The 19,593-nt window shown below is 45.6% G+C and carries 19 protein-coding genes; 13 read left to right on the top strand and 6 right to left on the bottom strand.

The annotated features are described in order from the left end of the window. Positions 1–2 precede the first annotated feature (2 nt). From panC to GC096_RS02815, 5 genes are all read left to right on the top strand, one after another. Positions 3–872 carry a pantoate--beta-alanine ligase gene (panC, locus tag GC096_RS02835; RefSeq protein ID WP_171628878.1) on the top strand — a complete coding sequence of 290 codons (870 nt, stop codon included), beginning with the start codon at positions 3–5 and terminating at the stop codon, positions 870–872. Positions 873–878: 6 nt separating this feature from the next. After that, complete coding sequence (panD, locus tag GC096_RS02830; protein ID WP_171628791.1) at positions 879–1,262, top strand: aspartate 1-decarboxylase; 384 nt, start codon at positions 879–881, stop codon at positions 1,260–1,262. Between the two features lie 89 nt (positions 1,263–1,351). Further along, positions 1,352–1,948, top strand: a complete 597-nt coding sequence (locus GC096_RS02825) for a tetratricopeptide repeat protein (protein WP_171628790.1) — start codon at positions 1,352–1,354, stop codon at positions 1,946–1,948. Between the two features lie 90 nt (positions 1,949–2,038). Further along, positions 2,039–4,897: an ATP-dependent DNA helicase DinG, 3'-5' exoribonuclease type gene (locus tag GC096_RS02820; RefSeq protein ID WP_171628789.1), complete on the top strand. Its 2,859-nt coding sequence runs from the start codon at positions 2,039–2,041 to the stop codon at positions 4,895–4,897. A gap of 4 nt (positions 4,898–4,901) precedes the next feature. Continuing rightward, complete coding sequence (locus tag GC096_RS02815) at positions 4,902–5,522, top strand: redox-sensing transcriptional repressor Rex (protein WP_171628788.1); 621 nt, start codon at positions 4,902–4,904, stop codon at positions 5,520–5,522. Between the two features lie 53 nt (positions 5,523–5,575). Here GC096_RS02815 and GC096_RS02810 read toward each other — a convergent pair whose 3' ends face one another. Continuing rightward, a complete protein-coding gene (locus tag GC096_RS02810) occupies positions 5,576–6,577 on the bottom strand; it encodes an inorganic phosphate transporter (protein WP_171628787.1) in 1,002 nt (333 codons plus the stop codon). Between the two features lie 61 nt (positions 6,578–6,638). Continuing rightward, the gene (locus tag GC096_RS02805) at positions 6,639–7,265 is read right to left on the bottom strand and encodes a DUF47 domain-containing protein (protein WP_171628786.1); all 627 of its coding nucleotides are present in this window, start codon (positions 7,263–7,265) and stop codon (positions 6,639–6,641) included. A gap of 258 nt (positions 7,266–7,523) precedes the next feature. Between GC096_RS02805 and GC096_RS02800 the strand changes: the two genes are divergently transcribed. The 8 genes from GC096_RS02800 (at position 7,524) to GC096_RS02765 (ending at position 15,803) form a co-directional block, all read left to right on the top strand. Beyond that, positions 7,524–8,819 (top strand): amidohydrolase, encoded by a 1,296-nt coding sequence (locus GC096_RS02800; RefSeq protein ID WP_171628785.1) that lies wholly within the window; start codon positions 7,524–7,526, stop codon positions 8,817–8,819. A 43-nt stretch (positions 8,820–8,862) separates the two neighbouring features. After that, complete coding sequence (locus tag GC096_RS02795; protein WP_171628784.1) at positions 8,863–9,351, top strand: cell wall elongation regulator TseB-like domain-containing protein; 489 nt, start codon at positions 8,863–8,865, stop codon at positions 9,349–9,351. 145 nt (positions 9,352–9,496) lie between these two features. Next, positions 9,497–10,033, top strand: a complete 537-nt coding sequence (locus GC096_RS02790) for a hypothetical protein (RefSeq protein WP_246302541.1) — start codon at positions 9,497–9,499, stop codon at positions 10,031–10,033. Continuing rightward, the gene (locus GC096_RS02785; RefSeq protein ID WP_171628783.1) at positions 10,026–11,531 is read left to right on the top strand and encodes an AAA family ATPase; all 1,506 of its coding nucleotides are present in this window, start codon (positions 10,026–10,028) and stop codon (positions 11,529–11,531) included. Before GC096_RS02790 ends, GC096_RS02785 begins: the two co-directional genes overlap by 8 nt. 108 nt (positions 11,532–11,639) lie before the next feature. Continuing rightward, entirely contained in the window at positions 11,640–12,512 is an 873-nt protein-coding gene (locus GC096_RS02780) for a 3-hydroxyacyl-CoA dehydrogenase family protein (protein ID WP_171628782.1), read from the top strand. Then, entirely contained in the window at positions 12,509–13,717 is a 1,209-nt protein-coding gene (locus GC096_RS02775; protein WP_171628781.1) for an acetate kinase, read from the top strand. The genes GC096_RS02780 and GC096_RS02775 overlap by 4 nt, the downstream gene beginning before the upstream one ends. A gap of 71 nt (positions 13,718–13,788) precedes the next feature. Continuing rightward, complete coding sequence (gene asnS, locus GC096_RS02770) at positions 13,789–15,078, top strand: asparagine--tRNA ligase (RefSeq protein WP_171628780.1); 1,290 nt, start codon at positions 13,789–13,791, stop codon at positions 15,076–15,078. A gap of 38 nt (positions 15,079–15,116) precedes the next feature. Continuing rightward, complete coding sequence (locus GC096_RS02765) at positions 15,117–15,803, top strand: DnaD domain protein (RefSeq protein WP_246302540.1); 687 nt, start codon at positions 15,117–15,119, stop codon at positions 15,801–15,803. A 274-nt stretch (positions 15,804–16,077) separates the two neighbouring features. On the opposite strand, the gene mtnB is transcribed toward GC096_RS02765, so the two are convergent. The 4 genes from mtnB to proC all read right to left on the bottom strand — a co-directional run bounded on the left by mtnB (position 16,078) and on the right by proC (position 19,572). After that, a complete protein-coding gene (gene mtnB, locus GC096_RS02760; protein ID WP_171628779.1) occupies positions 16,078–16,713 on the bottom strand; it encodes a methylthioribulose 1-phosphate dehydratase in 636 nt (211 codons plus the stop codon). Beyond that, entirely contained in the window at positions 16,710–17,372 is a 663-nt protein-coding gene (locus tag GC096_RS02755) for a 2-hydroxy-3-keto-5-methylthiopentenyl-1-phosphate phosphatase (RefSeq protein ID WP_171628778.1), read from the bottom strand. Before GC096_RS02755 ends, mtnB begins: the two co-directional genes overlap by 4 nt. Then, a complete protein-coding gene (locus GC096_RS02750) occupies positions 17,369–18,637 on the bottom strand; it encodes a 2,3-diketo-5-methylthiopentyl-1-phosphate enolase (protein ID WP_171628777.1) in 1,269 nt (422 codons plus the stop codon). The genes GC096_RS02755 and GC096_RS02750 overlap by 4 nt, the downstream gene beginning before the upstream one ends. Before the next feature lie 65 nt (positions 18,638–18,702). Continuing rightward, on the bottom strand, positions 18,703–19,572 hold the full coding sequence (proC, locus tag GC096_RS02745; protein ID WP_171628776.1) for a pyrroline-5-carboxylate reductase: 870 nt from the start codon (positions 19,570–19,572) through the stop codon (positions 18,703–18,705). Between the last annotated feature and the right edge of the window lie 21 nt (positions 19,573–19,593).

Here is a 19,593-nt window from a genome sequence, read left to right as displayed (position 1 = left end):
CCATGGAAGTGGTTCAGACAATTGCCGATTTAAGAGCTCGAGTTAAAGCCTATCGTCGCAAGAATGATCAGTCGGTTGGCTTCGTGCCGACGATGGGCTTTTTACATGATGGACATGCGAGTCTTCTGCAAAAAGCTCGTTCACAAAGTGGATTAGTTGTGTTGAGTATTTTTGTGAATCCGTTGCAGTTCGGTCCTGGAGAAGATTTTGAACGTTATCCCCGCAATGCGGAGAAAGATTTGGCTGTAGCTGAGGCGGCAGGTGTAGATATCGTATTTATGCCTTCCGTAGATGAGATGTACCCAACACCCACACGCACCACGGTGAGTGTGTCGGAGGTCACGACGAGACTCTGCGGGGCTTCACGACCTGGTCATTTCGATGGCGTAGCAACAGTAGTTAGCAAGCTGTTTCATATTGTGCAACCTGATCAAGCTTTCTTCGGTTTGAAGGATGCTCAGCAAGTCGCAGTTATCGAGCAGATGGTTCTGGATTTAAATTTACCCGTAGAAATCGTACCTTGCCCGACCCTGCGTGAGAACGATGGCTTGGCGATGAGCTCGCGTAATGTGTATCTATCTCCAGAAGAACGCCAGCAAGCGTTGGTATTGTCTCAGTCCTTACAGCAAGCGAAGGCATTTATCGAAGGTAAGTCAGCATCCTCTTTTACATCACAAGAGCTAGAAATTTTAGTCCGAGATCATATACAAACGGCGCCACTCGCCGTTATCGATTACGCTGAAGTATTGTCCTACCCAACTTTAGAGCCGTTTGAACATAGCCATTCTATTACTACTCTTATTATTGCGCTGGCTGTGAAGTTTGGGAAAACACGTTTAATTGATAATCTTATTCTACAAGTCAGGAAGTGACGTTTTATGTTTCGCACAATGATGAAAGCGAAGATTCACCGCGCCACGGTTACAGAGGCGAATTTAAACTATATCGGCAGTATCACGATCGATGAGGATTTAATTGATCTTGTAGATATGCTGCCAAATGAGAAAGTGCAAATCGTGAATAACAACAACGGAGCACGTCTGGAGACATATATTATTCCTGGACCACGCGGCACAGGTGTGATATGCCTGAATGGCGCGGCAGCTAGACTCGTTCAAACAGGAGATACCATTATTATTGTTTCTTATGCCATGATGAGCGACGAAGAAGCGAAAAAGCATCATCCAACGATTGCCATCATGGGAGCAAACAACACCGTTGACCAATTGCTGAAGGAAGAAGAACATTCAACCGTTCTTTAAGATTTACGGCGGAACCACTTGCATGCATGAAAACGTCTTTGTTTACAAAGAATGAGGGTAAGCTTTCGAAGCAAAGGTGGGGATGCCAAATGTTTAAGCATTTATTTTCCACAATGAATGAGGTTTTGGAAGAAATTCAGAAGGAATATCCGAACAGCGATGTGGAGAAAAAGGCCGAACTAGACGAACAATTGCAAGTGTTAAAAACGATGAGTGATGAATTCATCGAGGCGTGGCTGCTTTTTGAGGAGAAGCTGGGAAAGTTTTATGGGGCGGAGCCGATCAGCCATACACAAACCTTACATGATGAACTGATGGAGCTCGACATGTCCGGCAAGCAAACCGAAGAATTCATGCGCGGGCAAGGGTATTATAAGTTGTACATGTATGATCAAGCGATCAAAGAATTCGAGGTGCTGATTCAACGGCAGCCGGATTTCTTATTAGCGCGAGTGTATTTAGCGATGGGTCATTTGCGTAAAGGGGAATTTGGCGATGCGTATCAGCACTTCAAATTCCTCTTGCCATTGACGGAAAATTCAAAGATGAAAGCTATTTCTTATAACGCCATGGGTTGTATTCAAGTGCAAAATCAGAACCTAGAGAAAGCTTTCGAATATTTTCAAAAAGCCTATCATACCGACCCCTCTTGTATGGAGCCGCTAATCAATCTCGATGAGTCCTAAACCGAAACGGTAAAACAAGGTATTCCCTTTTCCTAATCAGATTTGGTATGCTAGGAGAAGTGTTGGACGAAGGGATTGAAGATAGACGTTATGAAATTTGCAGTTTTGGATTTTGAAACGACAGGAAGTCAGCCTGGAGACGAAATTATACAGGTTGGACTCGTCATCATAGATCAATTTGAAATTACAGACAGGTATACTTCTCTGGTGAACCCAGGGATTAGTATACCTTCTTCGATTACAACTTTAACAGGGATTACCAATGAGATGGTTGCGGATGCACCATCACTGGATCAGGTGATGTCAGACATGTTTCCGCTCTTGTTTGATTGTGTGCTTGTCGCGCATCAAGCAGCGTTTGACTTATCCTTTCTGCAGCGAGGACTAACGAGAACTGGTTATCCTCCTTTCTCGGGTCGTGTCCTGGACACCATGGATATGCTGCGTATTTTATTCCCGTCCATTTCAAGTCTACAGCTTAGTATGGTGGCGGCGTTGTTTGGGATTGATCATGAAAGGCCACACCAAGCAGACAGTGATGCGGAAGTTACGGCATTGATTTGGATCCATTGCTTGGACCGCTTATTGGGGCTGCCTCTCTTAACGGTACAACGGTTGAACCAAATTTTCGAAAACGGTAACACGGATTTGGGCTGGTTTCTGGACGAAATTTGTTTATATAAAGAATCAGTAACAAGTGTCGATATGGATACGAATCGTTATTTCCGTCAATTTACACTGAATGTGACGGATTGGGGAGAAGAGGAAGAGCCGCGCTCGGAATACGAAGTAACGGCAGCGTTAGGGACTTCTTTTACAGCTTTCCAACAAGGCCTGAAATCTGCACTCCAGCAACGATTCGAGGTGTATGAGGATCGTGAATCCCAGGATCAAATGATTCTGGAAGTGGAGAAGTCTCTCGAGGCCGATCAGCATTTGATGATTGAAGCGGGAACAGGGACGGGCAAATCACTGGGGTACTTGATTCCTTCGATCTATTATGGTTTGAAATATGAGAAGAAAGTGGTCGTCTCGACACATACGATTAATTTGCAGGAGCAACTGCGTGAACGGGATATCCCTTTATTAAAAGAAATTTTTCCTGTTCCGTTTAAAGCAGCTGTCCTCAAAGGAAGAAGTCACTATCTGTGCCTTCGTAAGTTCGAGACAAAGCTCACAACACGGGATTACGAAAATGGCAGAGAAGACCCGATAACTGCCGCGCAAATGGTCGTTTGGTTAAGTGAAACCGAACATGGGGATGAGGAAGAACTTCACTTTGGGAACAAAGGTGCCCAATTCTGGTACTCCGTTGCGAGTGATACCGACTCCTGTTTAAACCGCATGTGCCCTTGGTATAAGAAGTGCTTCTACCATAGAGCTCGTAATGATGCCAACACGGCTGATGTGATCATCACGAACCATTCCCTCCTCTTTACAGATATGAAGGCAGAGAACCGCCTTCTACCGTCCTACAAGCACCTTGTGATTGATGAGGCGCATCACTTTGAAGAAGTGGCAAGCAAGCATCTTGGAATCGAGCTGCATGCATCAGCGTTCTACCATTCTTTATTGTGGCTGTATAAGGATAATCGAAGTGGTCAACTTCCGATGCTTCGGTTCCGATTACAGAAATCAGATGAGGCGGGAGAGCGAGCAGCGGCATGGAGCCAAACGATTGATGGTCTATTCCCGAAAATTATTTCGATCAAAGAGGACTGGGAACGTTTAAGTGAAGCCCTCTACGAATTGGTTTCCTCCAAAAGTGATCCTTCGCAATCGGAAACTTCGCAATATGTGTTGCGTTTGAAACCGGAGACATTGCCTGCAAATTGGCGCGAGCTGCTGATTATGGAGGATAACATTTATCTGAATGCGAATGAGCTTTTGCGAACTTTGGATAAATTATTGAGTGAGCTAAAGGAACAGCAGGATGGACTTGGTGTTCAAGGATTAGTAACCGATCTGAATGGTACCGTGAAAGAGCTGTATGCCCATCGTGATGCGCTTCATTTCTTTATGAAAATGGCAGACGAAGGGTACGTGTATTGGATTGAAGCCGGCACGTATGCGAAAGCCAAATCGGTGCAGCTGAATTCTGTACCAACGGATGTAAGCGGGTTGCTGCAGCAGCATTTCTTTGAAACGAAAGACAGCATTATCCTAACGTCTGCAACGCTTTCAGTGAATAAATCGTTCCAATACTCAGCGGAGCAACTCGGTTTAGCCATTCCAGAGGACGAAGAGTCAGGTAAGCTGAAAACAGTACAGTTGCCATCTCCTTTTAACTATCGCGAGCAAGCATTAGTCGTCATTCCACGTAATTTCCCAACAATCAAGGGAGCAGGGGATCCTGTGTTCATCGAAGCACTAATCAACTCTTTGAGTGATGTGGCACAGGTGACGAAGGGGCGAATGCTGGTTCTATGTACTTCTAATCGGATGTTGAAGCTAGTACATGCAGGTATGAAAGAAAAGCTGAGCCCCCATGGCATCACAGTGCTTGGCCAGGGTGTTGACAGCGGCAATCGCAGTAAGTTGACCCGAATGTTCCAAGATAACAAAATGTGCGTGTTATTGGGCACTAGCTCGTTCTGGGAAGGTGTAGATATTCCTGGAGATGCGCTAAGTTGTCTAGCGATTATTCGTCTTCCATTCCAACCGCCGAATCACCCGCTTGTGGAAGCCAAATGTGAGAATATCAAGAAGCGCAATGAGAATCCGTTTATGAAATTTTCTGTACCCCAAGCTGTTATTCGATTTAAACAAGGTTTCGGTCGATTAGTTCGGAGGGCATCAGACAAAGGGATCGTCATTATCTATGATACACGTGTTATTGAAACGTATTATGGCAAGCACTTCCTCTATTCGTTGCCTGGTCCGAAGATCGAGCACATGACCTGTGAACAAATGCTGCCGAGGATTGAGCAATGGATGGGAGGAGCTTAAGAACGTGAAAACACAAAAAATTTCAGAAGCTGTAGTCCGAAGATTACCTATCTATTTACGCTATCTAAACGAGTTGCAAATGAACAATGTTTCCACGGTGTCTTCTCAGGATTTAGGTCAGAAGTTAGATCTGAATCCTGCTCAAATTCGGAAGGACTTAGCTTATTTTGGCGAGTTTGGCAAAAAGGGCATTGGCTATGATATCAATTACTTGATCGAGAAGATACGCCAGATTCTTAAATTAGATCGACATATTCAAGTTGCACTCGTTGGTGCTGGAAATTTAGGCAGAGCACTTTGTAATTATAATACGTACTTACGCAATGATATGAAAATAGTAGCTTTATTCGATGCCATGCCTTCTAAGGCAGGCGAAGTGATTAATAATTTGGTTGTACTCCCCATGGATAAAATGAAGTCGGTTATGTCTGAGCTTGGTGTGCGGATCGGTATTATTACCGTTCCCGCGGCCGAAGCGCAAAATGTAGCGAATGAATTCGTTGCTTGTGGTATTGAAGCGATCTTGAACTTTGCTCCAGTCATCATCAAGGTGCCGCCGGATGTACGCGTTCACTATGCGGATTTTACGACAGAACTTCAAAGCTTAGCCTATTATCTCGATTAGCACGAAAAAGGCACGACCCGCGCAGTTTCAGCGGGTCGTGCCTTTGTTTCTCTTTACATGATTAAACGGAATATCGCAAAGTACAGCGTGTAAGCAAGAACCATTGAGATCGGAATGGTAATAACCCAAGTGACTAACATTCGACCAACCGTACCCCATTGTACTTCATGGAAACGCAAGACACTGCCTGTCCCGATAATCGCAGAGGAAATGACATGTGTCGTTGATAATGGTTTACCAATGAAGGTAGAGATTTGAATGACAATGGAAGACGTCAAGTCGGCAGCGAAACCGTTAATCGGTTCAATTTTAACAATTTTACCTGAAACGGTTTTAATAATGCGCCATCCACCAATCGATGTTCCAAGTCCCATAGCAAGTGCGGCAGCGATTTTAACCCAGATGGGTACATTCAAATCATCTTGCACACCGGCAGCAACGAGACCAAATACGATAATACCCATTGCCTTCTGAGCATCGTTACCACCATGTGAATAGGAAAGTAATCCAGCAGAAATGATTTGTAACGTACGAAATCCACGATTTAGTTTGGATCTGGATGTATTCCCTGACCACAGCACGATATTTTTGATCAAAACCATAATGAGATAACCTAGAGCGAAAGCAATAATCGGAGATAAAATGAGAATGATAATAATTTGTGTGAAACCACTCCAGTTAACGCCATTGAATCCAGCTCCCGCAATTACAGCACCAGCTAAGGCACCTAGCAACGTGTGGGATGACGAAGATGGAATGGACAAGTACCAAGTAAGCAAGTTCCAGATGATTGCTGCAAGTAAGGCTGCAATTACGATTTCAACCCCATTTTCAATCTTCGCAGGATTGGCAATACTTCCGCCTACTGTTTTGGCTACTTCCGATGAAACCATGGCACCAACAAAGTTGAGTGAAGCAGCCATGAAGATGGCGACTCGCGGGCTCAATGCTCGCGTAGAAATGGAAGTAGCAATCGCATTAGCTGTATCGTGGAATCCATTGATGAAGTCAAATAGCAGGGCTAGAGCAACGATAATGATCAAATAAGTTAGCATGAGTTCCTCCTAGCGTTTTCCAAGTGGAAAACTTTCTTCGTACACAGAGACATGTTGTGTCTTAGGAGTAGCGAAGTACTACACTGTCAAGAATGTTGGCAACATCTTCACAAGCATCAGTTGTTTCTTCAAGACGCTCATAAATTTCTTTGAGTTTAAAATCTTCGTACACGTCTTTACGCGTTATAAAAATTTGGCGAATCCCTTCGCGCATCAAACGATCTCCATCATTCTCCAACTTATTTATAGCAACAGTGTGTTCTGGAATTTGCATGTACTTTTTCTTAGCTAAAAGTTTGAAAGCATCTAACATATGTTGGCAGGATTCTACGATAACGCCGGAGAAATCTTTCATGTAGGAATCTGTATGAGAAACATTCAAATAGTCGAAACGAGCAATCGTTGCTTCTATCCCGTCTGTAACATCATCGACCTTGGAAGCAAGTACCATAATATCTTCTCGATCAATCGGAGTGATAAAGACTTTGTTCAAACCTCTGAAAATATCATGTGTGATCGAGTCTCCTGCATGCTCAAGATCATGAATCGCTGTTACATACTCAATTGGGGGCTTATCTCCCATCATGGCAGTGCGAAACAGTTGAGCAGTTTGCAAGGCGTTCTCTGCAGCACGGATAAGAAGTTGCAAGAAATCGACTTCGTTCTTTCTGGTGAATAACGTTGTCATAGAATCCTCCTAATTTTTACTATATGTACAAGTTTTTGAACGAATTTGTGGATCGAATTAGACCAAATTGTAGAAAAAACTCACAATGAATAAAGTATCATACTCATAAGGTCAAACGCAACGAAAATTCCGTGAAAATTTACAATTTATTAACATGAAGTGAATAGCTTTTGCTTACCTTGATTTTAGAGGCATGAAGATGTAAAGTTTATGGAGCAGTAGTTGTATATAGAATGAGCATAGAGAGGGTTTTTTACTATGAAAAAAACATTAATTTCAAATGGTATTTTTATTTCTAATAAGGAAGACAAAACATCGATCAAGGGCTGCATGGTTATTGAAGGTAGTCAAATTACATACATCGGGACTGAAGTGCCTGAACCGTTAGACAATTACGATGAAGTGATTGACGGAACGAATAAGCTGTACATGCCTGGACTTGTGAACACACATGGACATGCTGCGATGTCATTGCTCCGCGGTTATGGTGACGACTTAGCACTGCAAGTATGGTTAGAGGAAAAAATGTGGCCGATGGAAGGGAAATTTACTTCGCAGGATGTCAAATGGGGAACGCGGTTGTCGATCCTTGAAATGATCAAAGGCGGCACTACGACATTTGTCGATATGTATGACCATATGAATGAAGTTGCCTTAGCGGTTGAGGAATCGGGAATGCGCGGCGTCTTGACCCGTGGTGTGATCGGTTTATGTCCGCCAGATGTGCAAACAGCTAAGCTAATTGAAGCCACTGAATTTGCAAAGAACTGGCACGGTAAGGCGGATGGTAGAATTACTACGATGATGTCTCCTCATGCCCCTTATACATGTCCGCCAGATTATATCGAGCGTATTGTACAAGCTGCACATGATCTAAATCTTCCAATACATACGCATATGTCGGAAACATGCCGTGAAGTTGAAGGCAATGTTGAACAGTATGGCGCTAGACCTGTAGCGCATTTGGAAAAGTTAGGCGTGTTTACTCGCCCAACGCTTGTTGCGCATGGAGTTCATTTGAATGACGAAGAAATAGCTATTCTCAAACAATATGATGTTCGTGTGTCTCACAATCCAGGCAGCAATCTCAAGCTTGCGAGCGGTGTTGCCCGTCTTCCAGAATTATTACGTGCTGGCGTTAAAGTTTCATTAGGTACAGACGGAGCCGCATCCAATAACAATTTGGACATGTTCGAGGAAATGCGATTGGCAGCTCTTATCCATAAAGGAGTAACTGGTGATCCATTAGCGATTCCTGCGAAAGAAGCCTTGTTGCTTGGAACTCGGATGGGAGCAGAATCCATTTGGCTAGAGGATGTCGGTTTACTTGAGCCTGGCATGAAAGCAGACTTCATCGCACTGGATATTGATCAGCCTCATTTTCTTCCGAAGACAGACTTCGTTTCCCACATTGTGTACTCCGCATGTGCGAAAGATGTCGTTGATGTGTGCGTGGATGGGAAGTGGATCGTCCGTAAAGGTGAGTGTCTTACTTTAGATGAAGAGAAAATTAAACGTGAATTTGAAAGTTGTTTTGATCGACTAAAAGGTTAATGCTTAGGCAAAGTAAGTGGTTGTGGGGAGGTGCGCGGCGGTTATGAATGCGAAGCGAACGATCACACTTGGCGTTTTTATTGTAGCAACGCTGGGTGTCGTACTTAGCCGATTCTACCTGAATGTGCAGAACGAACACTGGGATGAGAAACGTGTAGCTGTTGAAAAAGCCTATGTGGGAAGTATGATGACAAAGGCATCGAAGGTGGATTTTTTCTACGGTGACGAGCCGTTTCAGATCGTATATGGGGAGAACAAGTTAGGACAGCGTTTAATTGCTTGGGTATCAGCTGAAGATGTCCATACGGACATGGCGGAGGAAGCCTTCACCGAAGAGCAAGCCCGCGCTGCCGTATTGAAAAAGGCGCCGAGCAGTGAAATTGAGCGAGCCATACCAGGCAAATTAGGAAATGACTATGTATGGGAAGTATTTTATAAGACGAAGGATGATAGAGGTACGCGGTATTTCTATGATTACTACACCTTCAAAGATGGTACTTATCTGGATACGTATCGGCTCAGCCTTCAATAAGAAGGTTGAGTTTTTTTGTATCGAAAATGACTTTCTTGTGTTTCCACTGTTTACATAAGGCATGTCGTGTATATGTGGTGATATACTTATCGTATTGCTTTTGAGGCATACAAAACGATCATTACAGAAAGGTGGATGCCTACCTATGAAGATGAAGTTGCGCGTTTTACCTGTTATTTTGAGCGTAATTATTTCGGCTGGAGTACTTTTTGGAGGCTGGTTCGCCTATACAAGCTTTGCGATGGAAAATCCATTATCACATATAATTAATACGGCACCGGGTGTAACGAATTCAAATATGAAGCTTTCCTCGAATCAAGTGGATGTTGAGTTGACTTTGAAGCCTGACGCTAATTTACGACAAGTTGTTGAACTAATTAAAAAAGAAGGTTCATCGATTATCGGGAAACGTATGGTAAATATAACAATAAAGAATCAATCCTCGGACAAGCTGGATCAATGGTGGTCGAAGGCGTTATTTGAGGTCGCTCAAGCGATGGAAACGAAGCACTATGCGGATATTCCAACAACCTTACAGAAATATGCAAATGGTGTGCCCACAATGCAAGTAGACAGCGAAATGGACGAGAATAATGTTTATATTCGATTAACAGATGGTGATGCGACGAAATTTATTATGCTGCCAAGAATCTCCCAGATCGGAGTGTGGCCGAATGAGTAAAATATATAAAGAAATCGGGATTGGATTTATTCCTGTTCTTCTGGTGTTCTTAGCTTTTCAAGGTGTGAATGTGATACCCATCTTATTCGTGAGTGTGCTTGGCGGTTCGTTACTCTATATGATGAAAACCCGCGGCGGTATCGGAACTGCTGCAGGCGGGGGAGATCGGAAAAGCAAGAATCGGACGCCTTCTTTCCTTACCTTTGATGAAATTGGCGGACAAGATCGGGCGAAGAAAGAATTGATGGAAGCACTTGATTTCTTGATAAAGCATGAGGAAATTAAGAAGTTAGGTATTCGTCCTCTAAAAGGTTTGTTACTAACAGGTCCTCCAGGGACAGGTAAAACATTGATGGCAAAAGCATCTGCACATTACACCAACTCCGTTTATATGGCTGCTTCAGGTAGTGAGTTTGTCGAGATGTATGTGGGTGTCGGTGCAAGCCGAGTACGTGATTTATTTAAAGATGCCAGGGCTCGTGCTATTAAAGAGGGCAAGGATAATGCCATTATTTTTATTGATGAGATCGATGTGATCGGTGGTAAAAGAGAAGGCGGACAACAACGTGAGTATGACCAAACATTGAATCAGCTGTTAACCGAAATGGATGGTATTCATACGAATGAAGCGCCGCGTATTCTTATCATAGCAGCGACGAATCGGAAGGAAATGCTCGATAGTGCTTTGCTGCGGCCTGGACGTTTTGACCGACATATCGAGGTTGATCTACCGGATAAAAAAGGTCGCTTAGCTATTCTGCATATCCATGCAAAAAATAAACCGTTAGCTGAAGGTGTTACGTTGGAGCAAACCGCTGATCAAACCTTTGGTTTCTCAGGCGCGCAGCTCGAAGGTGTGCTGAATGAAGCAGCTATTTATGCGATGCGTGAAGATAAGCCGGCGCTTGAGCAGACTCATTTGGCATCGGCGATTGATAAGGTTATGATGGGTGAACGAACAGATAAAGAAACAGCGAATGACGAGAAAGAACGTGTGGCATATCATGAATTAGGCCATGCTATTATTGCTGAGCTTGTTCGTCCGGGTTCTGTTTCCCAGGTCACAGTGAGTCCGCGTGGTAAAGCGCTTGGGTATGTACGGCATAATCCGCCGCAGGATCATTATTTATATACGAAAGATTACATCGAGGATCAGATCATGATTGCCCTTGGTGGAGCGGCTGCGGAAGAAATGATTTACGGAGGTCGCAGTACGGGGTCTCGCAACGATTTCGAACAATCGCTTTCCATGGTTCGTAACATGATGGATGCCGGACTTACCAGCTTAGGTATTATTGATCGTGAGATGGTGACGAAGGAACAGTTGATGAAAGAAAATGCTGTCATCCTAGATGCATTAATGCTGCGTACGAAGAAAATGTTAGATGAGCAACGTAGTGTGTTTGAGCACTCTTTCGCTATTCTGATGAAGGAAGAAGTACTCTCAGGTGATACTTTTCGTACATTATTTGACGCTTCTGTGTCACAAAGTGCATAATAATGACCGTTGGCCAATTAGGTCAGCGGTTCTTGGCTTTACTACTCGTATGCAAGATACATATAATTATAGAGTAAGGCAGAAGTTCGGAAGAAGGAGAAACAAGCTATGATGTTTAGAACGATAGGTGTCATTGGCGGAGGGACGATGGGGCAGGGCATTTCCGAAATGCTGGCCGCGCGTGGTCTTGATGTCATTCTTGCTGAGAAAACAACAGAAAAGCTAGACCGCGCCTTTGAGCTTATAACGGTCAGTTTAGATAAGCAAATTGAACGTTGGGCATTGACGGAAGCGGAGAAGAAATCCATTCTTTCGAAAATTAAAAGAGCCAACTCGATTCAGGACATGGCTTCCTGCGAGCTCGTCATTGAAACGATTTCAGAAGATTTGAATGCGAAAAAGCATGTCTTTTTCCAGCTCAATCAAATATGCTCGCCTCAAATCATACTAGCAACGAATACTTCTACATTAAGTGTTACGGAGATTGCTGCCATCACAACGCATCCAGAGCGTGTTATTGGTTTGCATTTTCTACATCCGGTTGCCAAAGTGAATCTTGTTGAAATCGTACGAGCGATGAAAACGTCGGACGAGACATATAATCTTACACGTCAGTTTGTGGACGATGTACTCACCAAGAAGAGTATTAAAGTGAATGAATCGCCAGGATATATTACGACGAGATTGATCTGCACATTGATTAACGAGGCGCTGCATACTTTATCCGAAGGTGTCGCCTCTGCGGAAGATATCGATCAAGCGATGCGTATCGGCTATGATTTCAAACATGGTCCATTGGAGATGTGTGATCGGTTCGGGCTGGATGCCGTATTGGCTGCGCTAGAGGGGATGTTCCGTGAGTATGGCGATATCAAATACCGGCCTTCGTATTTGCTGAAACAAATGGTACGTGCGGGGCATCTTGGCGCGAAGACAGGAGAAGGTTTCTTCCGTTACGACAAGGATGGTGACCGACTATGAACATTCTCGTAATCAATGCTGGCAGTTCATCAGTGAAATATCAACTGTATGATATGGAAAATGCAACTGTACTGGCCAAAGGTAGAGTAGAACGCATTGGGATGGATACCGCTATCCTTTTGCACGAACCAGCGGGCAAACCCGAATTTCACAAGGTGGAAGAAATTCTAGAGCATACAACAGCCATCCGCAGAGTGCTGGATGTACTTGTCCATCCGGAGCATGGCGTGTTGACCGCCATCTCACAGATTGATGCTGTTGGCCACCGTGTCGTCCACGGCGGCGAATCCTTCAAGAGCTCCGTCCTCGTCACGGACGAGGTGAAGAAGGAGATTCGGCGTCTCTTCGATTTGGCGCCGCTGCACAATCCGGCGCATATGCTTGGCATATCGGCGGTGGAAGTGAACATGCCTGGCGTGCCGCAGGCTGTCGTCTTCGACACCGCCTTCCATCAGACGATGCCGGCGAAGGCCTACCTATATCCGGTGCCGATGGCGCTCTACCGGAAGCATAAGGTGCGCCGCTACGGATTCCACGGTACGTCGCACAAGTACGTGAGCGAACGTGCCGCTGCCTTCCTAGGACGCCCGCTGGAGCAGTTGAAGCTCATTACCTGTCACATTGGTAATGGCGCTTCCTGCGCCGCTGTATGGGGCGGCCAGTCAGTTGACACGAGCATGGGGATGACCCCGCTCGAAGGTCTGATGATGGGCACGCGCAGCGGCGATCTGGATCCGGCCATCGTGCCCTATGTGATGGGCAAGGAGGATTTGACGATCGGCGAGGTGAGCTCGATGCTGAATAAGCATAGCGGCCTGCAGGCGATCTCTGGGATCTCCAGCGACATGCGGGAGATCGTGGAAGCTGTGGAAGCGGGCGATAAGAACGCTACCTTGGCCTTTGAGATGTATGCGTATCGGCTGCGCAAATATATAGGGGCTTATGCCGCAGCGATGAATGGCGTCGATGCGATCGTGTTTACCGCAGGCGTAGGCGAGAATTCCGCGCCGCTGCGTAAAGCGGTATGTGAGGGCCTGAGTTTCCTTGGGGTTGATTTTGATGAGGAAGCGAACCTGCTTGGAAGAGGCATAGAAAAGCGAATAACGAAGTTTGATTCCAAGGTTGAAGCACTTGTTATTCCAACGAATGAAGAATGGGTCATTGCACAGGATACATACGAACTCGTGCAATCGTTGCCCCGTTGATGGTTTCGTGGAAATCATGAAATAGTGTACAATAGAATGGAATCTCAGTAAGTAGAGAGGAAGGAATTTAAATGAAAAGTACAATAGGTGAAGTGAAACATCATGTCGGCGAGTCCGTTACTATCGGCTGTTGGCTTAACAAGAAACGCTCAAGTGGTAAAATTCAGTTTTTGCAGCTTCGTGACGGTTCGGGATATATACAAGGTGTTGTTGTTAAAAGTGAAGTGAGTGAAGAGGTGTGGGAAGCGGCTTCAAGGCTAACTCAAGAGAGCTCCTTATACATAACGGGAAAAGTAAAAGAAGACACTCGCTCCAAAGGCGGTTTCGAGCTCGATGTGACTGGCGTAGAAATCATTCAAATCACCGAAGAGTATCCGATTACTCCGAAGGAACATGGCGTTGATTTCCTAATGGACAATCGTCACCTATGGATTCGGAGCCCGCGTCAGCGTGCAGTTCTTGTGATTCGCGCAGAAATTATCAAAGCGGTCCAAGCGTTCTTCAATGACAGAGGGTTTCATTTGGTAGATCCGCCAATTTTGACACCATCCTCGTGCGAAGGCACGACAAACTTGTTCCACACGAAATATTTTGATGAAGATGCCTTCTTGACGCAAAGCGGGCAGTTATACATGGAAGCAGCTGCGATGGCACTAGGCCGCGTATATTCCTTCGGTCCTACCTTCCGTGCGGAGAAATCCAAGACACGTAGACATCTCATCGAATTCTGGATGATCGAGCCGGAGATGGCGTTCGTGGATCACGTAGAGAACCTTGAGGTGCAGGAGCAATTCGTATCGCATATCGTGCAAACGGTTTTGTCCAATTGCCAAGCGGAGCTTGAAACGTTGGAGCGGGATACGTCCAAGCTAGAGAAAATTAAAGGCAGCTTCCCACGTATCACCTACGATGAGGCTGTGGACTATTTGCAAAAAAATGGGCATGAATTCGCTTGGGGAGAAGATTTCGGAGCTCCTCATGAGACAGCGATCGCAGCCCAGTACGAAACACCGGTATTTATCACCCACTGGCCTACGGAGATTAAGGCTTTCTATATGAAACCTGATCCAAGTCGTCCTGAAGTCGTGCTGTGTGCCGATATGATCGCGCCAGAGGGCTATGGCGAAATTATTGGGGGAAGTCAACGGATTGATGACCCTGAATTAATGGAGCAGCGCTTCAAGGAGCACGAGCTTTCTCAAGAGGCGTATCAATGGTATTTGGATCTTCGTAAATATGGAACTGTGCCGCATTCCGGTTTCGGTTTAGGCTTAGAGCGCACGGTTGCTTGGATTTGCGGTTTGGATCATGTGCGTGAAACCATTCCATTCCCACGTTTGTTATACCGTCTATACCCTTAAATAGTGGCATTGTCCATGGGGAGAAAGGGGAAAGACGTATGAGTACGCAATCGAATACACAGATGAAGGTCGAAGCGATCCTGATGAATAGCTTTCTGGAGGGGAGTGTCGCGGTACCGAGTTTATTGCTCAAGCATTATCGCGCGCTGCATTTGAGTGAAGTTGACGTCATGACACTGATTCATTTCATTTCTTTTGTTGAAAAGGATAGGAACCCATTCCCGACGCTGGATGAAATCCAGGAGCGGATGTCAGCTTCGCCAGATGTCGTTATTGCTAGCGTGCAGAAGCTGATTCGTGAGCAATTTATCACGATCGATGAGGAAACGCACGAAACAACAGGGTTTCGCAGCGAGCAATATAATCTGACGCCGCTTTATAAGAAATTAGCAAAACGTGTGGCAGAGCAGCAACTGCAAGAATTAGCAGATTTGGCGGCGATTTCGCATGCGCCTAGCGATGATCGCGTGAAGAACATTTATACAACGATCGAAAATGAATTCGCTAGACCGCTAACGCCAATGGAGCTGGAAACGATCAGCAATTGGCTGGACAAAGACATGTACAAAGAAGAGCTGATCATGACAGCTTTGAAGGAAGCTGTGTTTGCCGGGAAAGTCCATTTCCGATATATCGATCGGATTTTACTGGATTGGAGTCGCAATCGCGTCTCGACCGTGGATCAGGCCAAAGAGTATTCGCAGCGCTTCAGGCAGTCGCGATAATAAGTTGAAAAAAACAAGAAAAACGTCCATTTCTTTACCCTAAGGGGGAAGGTTGGACGTTTTTCTTGTTAGATGCAGAGTAGCTAAGTCGAAAAAATCGACATACGGGTGAGAAATGCAGCCAGTGAGCTCTCGTAAGTCGAAAAAATCGACTTTCGGGTGAGAAATGCAGCCAGTAGGCTCTCGTAAGTCGAAGAAATCGACTTTCGGGTGAGAAATGCAGCCAGTGGGCTCTCCTAAGTCGAAAAAATCGACTTACACGCAAGCATCACGCTTACTTGTTCATTACATGCAAACGGTACACATATTCGAACAAGAATTCGAACGCTTCGAGGTGACGTTTCGCTTCAAAGGCATTCGCGCCCCAAGCGTAAATCCCGTGCTTACGAAGCACGATGCCTGGTATACGAGGTACGATCGCACCTTCGACTAGCTCAGCGATACGCGGGATTTCTGCATAGTTGGGCAGAATTGGAATCTCGATCTGTGCTTCTTCGTCCCAAATGTTGAATGCTTTGATTAACTCAACACCATCAACTGGAATGCTACCACGTTCTCCATACAGCTCGGAAGCTAAGTTATTGAAGATCGTGTGCACGTGGAAAATGGCGCCAGCGCCTGTTAAGCGATAAATCTCACTATGGATCAAGGTTTCCGCAGATGGTTTAAGGCTAGTAGCTTCCGTCGGCAAACCTTTCTCATTGACGAGAAGGAAATCCTCAGGCGTTTGGACGGATTTATCTCTACCGCTAGACGTGATTGCGAAGGTGAAAGCACTCGGCTCAAAGCCGCCAACACGAATGGATAAGTTGCCGCTTGTCGCTGGAAACCATCCACGCGCCGCTAAATTTGCTTTGATGTCTCGTAATTCAGCGAAGGCACGCTGTTTTTCTTCTAGTAAGATACTCATTTGACTGGTTCAGCCTCCAATTGCTTAATGATATCGAAGAACGTTTCGAAGGGGTGGTACGCATAGCCGAGTTGATCACAACGCTCGATGAGATGAGATCTGGCAAAAATCGTATCCACTAGCTTAGCGCCTTCAAAATCGGTGATGCTGTCTCCGATAATAATCCGCTCATAGCGCTCGGGATCGTAGGAACGAATGATGCTTGTTTTGCACATCCCGCAGTCTGTTTGACAGTGCGCATCACACGGATTCGGCCAGAGGATCTCGATGGTTTCCCCTTCGAATGAGCTGGCATTGCAATAAATATGATTCTCAGGAATCGCAAACGCACGAAGCAGTGGATAAATAAAGAAATCAATGCCTCCGCTTGTGATCAAAAGTGTAATCCCTTGCTCCTTGCAATAGGAGACAAATTCTTCAAAACCATCCCGGATTCTAGCATTGTTGATCGCATAATCGACAATCTCATCCTTACGGGAGGTCGGCAGCAGATCGAACATCGCGCCAACACCTTCACGAATGGATATTTGCTGTGTCACAATCTGCTCAACGATGCCTTCCCAACCTTCAGGGTTGAAATGTTTCATAATGGCTACGATGTTATCGTTAACGGTGATCGTACCGTCAAAGTCACAAAAGATAATACGTTCCTTGCTCATTCTCTAATCCCCCAAGTGTCAATAGCTGATTGTAGCTCTGGATGTGTAAGGGCGTACTCGCGTAATGTTGTGCCTTGTAAAGTCGCATCAATCGCTTGGCGGAAAGCTTGTCCCCCAGCGATCGTTCCCATCGGGTGACCGTGGATGCCGCCTCCGGCGTTCACGATAACATCCTGTCCGAAATCACGCAAAATGAGCGGAACTAGACCAGGATGGATACCCGCGGAAGGAACCGGGAAGCTTGGTGCTAATGTTAATTGTACATCAGTCGGCGCTTGATACGTGTAATCTTTCCGTAAATCCTGCGTTAGCAGTACGTGTTTAATGGCCAAATTCTCTTCCTTTGGCATCACAACGGAGCCGTATGGGGAAGGGAATAGCACCAAATCAGCACCAGCAAGACGCATTAACTTGCCTAGTAGAACAGAAGGCGAGATGCCGTAGTGTGGCGACGGATAGGTTGCTCCAGCCAAGGCAGGATGTGCCATGATCGGAATGTTAATGTCGGGATCCGAGCTTAATTCATGCAGAACATCGAAGCCGTAAGCCAACACATTGAAAAGCAATGCATTGGCGCCAGCTGCGATGGCTTTTTTGGCTTGGGAAGCTAGTTTGGATGTTGATCCTGTCAAATTAACCGCATAGAGCAGCTTTTGACCCGTTTCCTTCGTGGCTTGTTCAGCTGCTTCAAGACAAATCGCAATGCGTTTCTCCATGGGCGTTAACGGATTTTCGAATAATATCTCGTCATCCTTGATGAGATCGACGCCACCTGCCGCTTGTAAGTAGAACTGTTCACGCAAGGCTGGCAGTTCATACCCGACAACGGATTTGAAGATGCTCATCAGAAGCGGGCGATCATGCACGCCTAGCAGATTACGAACACCTTGCATCCCGAATTTCGGGCCGGGGAACCCAGCCAGGAAATCAGAGGAGAAGGCAAGGTCGATCAGTTTGATTTTGCCATCCATAGACAGCTTGCCGAAAACAGTCACTAACAACGCGGGGATATCGCGACTATAGTTGACATCGGGGTACGCGATGGTGATGTCCGCATAGCGGTTGGAGGCGGGTTCTCCTGCTGCAGGCTCGTGGACTTCAACGGAAACGACTTTACCCAAATGCTTCTCCATAGAAGCTTTCTGAGCCTCAGGCAGTTCCGTCCAGCTGCCAACGGTAAGACCAACAGCGATGCTTGTTGCTTTTTTATGAAAATCGGCTTTCTCATCGAAACTCCGATACGTTGCTAAACAATATGAACTCATAACGAACTTTCACCTGCTTCACTAGAATCACTTCACTTATGTTCCACTTGTTTCACAGAAACGGATTAAATTGATTTACCAACAGTGCTGGTAGCGGCAATTTGTTCGCCCATTTCCTTCGTACGAGCGGCGCAATGCAACACAGCTTGATGGATAGCTTCATCGAACTGGTAGCGATCCAAAGCTTGAATAGCAGCGTGCGTAGCTCCGTTAGGTGACGTCACTTTGCGGCGTAATTCCGCAGGGTGTTCCATCGTATTTTGTACCATGTGTGCAGCGCCGAGCACCGTTTGGAGCGTTAATTGATTCGCATCTTCTGCGGATAGACCGCCTTCGATACCCGCTTTAATCATCGCTTCCATGAGGTAATACACATAGGCAGGACCACTTCCGGAAATACCTGTAAGGATTTCAAGCTTATCTTCTTCAACAATCGTAACAGTCCCAACCGCTTCAAACATTTGGATGGCAAACTGCTTGAATGTATCATTAACCTTAGACGAGAAGCTCATTCCTGTTGCGCCTAATCCGATGGTGGAGGAAGTATTTGGCATTGTACGCACAATTGGCGCATTGGTTTGCAATAGTCTTTCCGATTTCTCGATGGAAAGGCCTGCAATGACGGAAATTATCAGCTGACGCTCGCTCAAAAGCGGCTGAAGCTCTGCAAAAGAGGATTCCACATCTTTCGGCTTCATACAGAGAACAACAACGTCGGCTTCTTGAATAATTGTGTTTTTCGTCGCTTGATCTGAAGTGGCTTGAACACCATATTCGGAGCATAAAAACGCCAAGCGATCCTGATTGGAGCGATTCATCATATAAACGTTTTGCGGATTCGCGACTTTCGTCTGAATGAGTCCGCGGACGATGGCTTCAGCCATGGAGCCTGCGCCTACAAAAGCAATTTTAGCTTGCGATAACAGGATTGACATCCGTTGTTCCTCCTCTTAAGG

Source organism: Paenibacillus plantarum (assembly GCF_013141695.1).
GTDB classification, from domain to species: domain Bacteria; phylum Bacillota; class Bacilli; order Paenibacillales; family NBRC-103111; genus Paenibacillus_E; species Paenibacillus_E plantarum.
Note: the sequence above shows the minus strand (reverse complement) of the source record. Positions and strands in the feature narration are given on the sequence as shown.

Bases quoted from the DNA above. Each gene is read 5' to 3' on its own strand.
- panC (WP_171628878.1), top strand. From the start codon at position 3: ATGGAAGTGGTTCAGACAATTGCCGATTTAAGAGCTCGAGTTAAAGCC.
- panD (WP_171628791.1), top strand. From the start codon at position 879: ATGTTTCGCACAATGATGAAAGCGAAGATTCACCGCGCCACGGTTACA.
- GC096_RS02825 (WP_171628790.1), top strand. From the start codon at position 1,352: ATGTTTAAGCATTTATTTTCCACAATGAATGAGGTTTTGGAAGAAATT.
- GC096_RS02820 (WP_171628789.1), top strand. From the start codon at position 2,039: ATGAAATTTGCAGTTTTGGATTTTGAAACGACAGGAAGTCAGCCTGGA.
- GC096_RS02810 (WP_171628787.1), bottom strand. From the start codon at position 6,577: ATGCTAACTTATTTGATCATTATCGTTGCTCTAGCCCTGCTATTTGAC.
- GC096_RS02805 (WP_171628786.1), bottom strand. From the start codon at position 7,265: ATGACAACGTTATTCACCAGAAAGAACGAAGTCGATTTCTTGCAACTT.
- GC096_RS02800 (WP_171628785.1), top strand. From the start codon at position 7,524: ATGAAAAAAACATTAATTTCAAATGGTATTTTTATTTCTAATAAGGAA.
- GC096_RS02795 (WP_171628784.1), top strand. From the start codon at position 8,863: ATGAATGCGAAGCGAACGATCACACTTGGCGTTTTTATTGTAGCAACG.
- GC096_RS02790 (WP_246302541.1), top strand. From the start codon at position 9,497: ATGAAGATGAAGTTGCGCGTTTTACCTGTTATTTTGAGCGTAATTATT.
- GC096_RS02785 (WP_171628783.1), top strand. From the start codon at position 10,026: ATGAGTAAAATATATAAAGAAATCGGGATTGGATTTATTCCTGTTCTT.
- GC096_RS02780 (WP_171628782.1), top strand. From the start codon at position 11,640: ATGATGTTTAGAACGATAGGTGTCATTGGCGGAGGGACGATGGGGCAG.
- GC096_RS02775 (WP_171628781.1), top strand. From the start codon at position 12,509: ATGAACATTCTCGTAATCAATGCTGGCAGTTCATCAGTGAAATATCAA.
- asnS (WP_171628780.1), top strand. From the start codon at position 13,789: ATGAAAAGTACAATAGGTGAAGTGAAACATCATGTCGGCGAGTCCGTT.
- GC096_RS02765 (WP_246302540.1), top strand. From the start codon at position 15,117: ATGAGTACGCAATCGAATACACAGATGAAGGTCGAAGCGATCCTGATG.
- mtnB (WP_171628779.1), bottom strand. From the start codon at position 16,713: ATGAGTATCTTACTAGAAGAAAAACAGCGTGCCTTCGCTGAATTACGA.
- GC096_RS02755 (WP_171628778.1), bottom strand. From the start codon at position 17,372: ATGAGCAAGGAACGTATTATCTTTTGTGACTTTGACGGTACGATCACC.
- GC096_RS02750 (WP_171628777.1), bottom strand. From the start codon at position 18,637: ATGAGTTCATATTGTTTAGCAACGTATCGGAGTTTCGATGAGAAAGCC.
- proC (WP_171628776.1), bottom strand. From the start codon at position 19,572: ATGTCAATCCTGTTATCGCAAGCTAAAATTGCTTTTGTAGGCGCAGGC.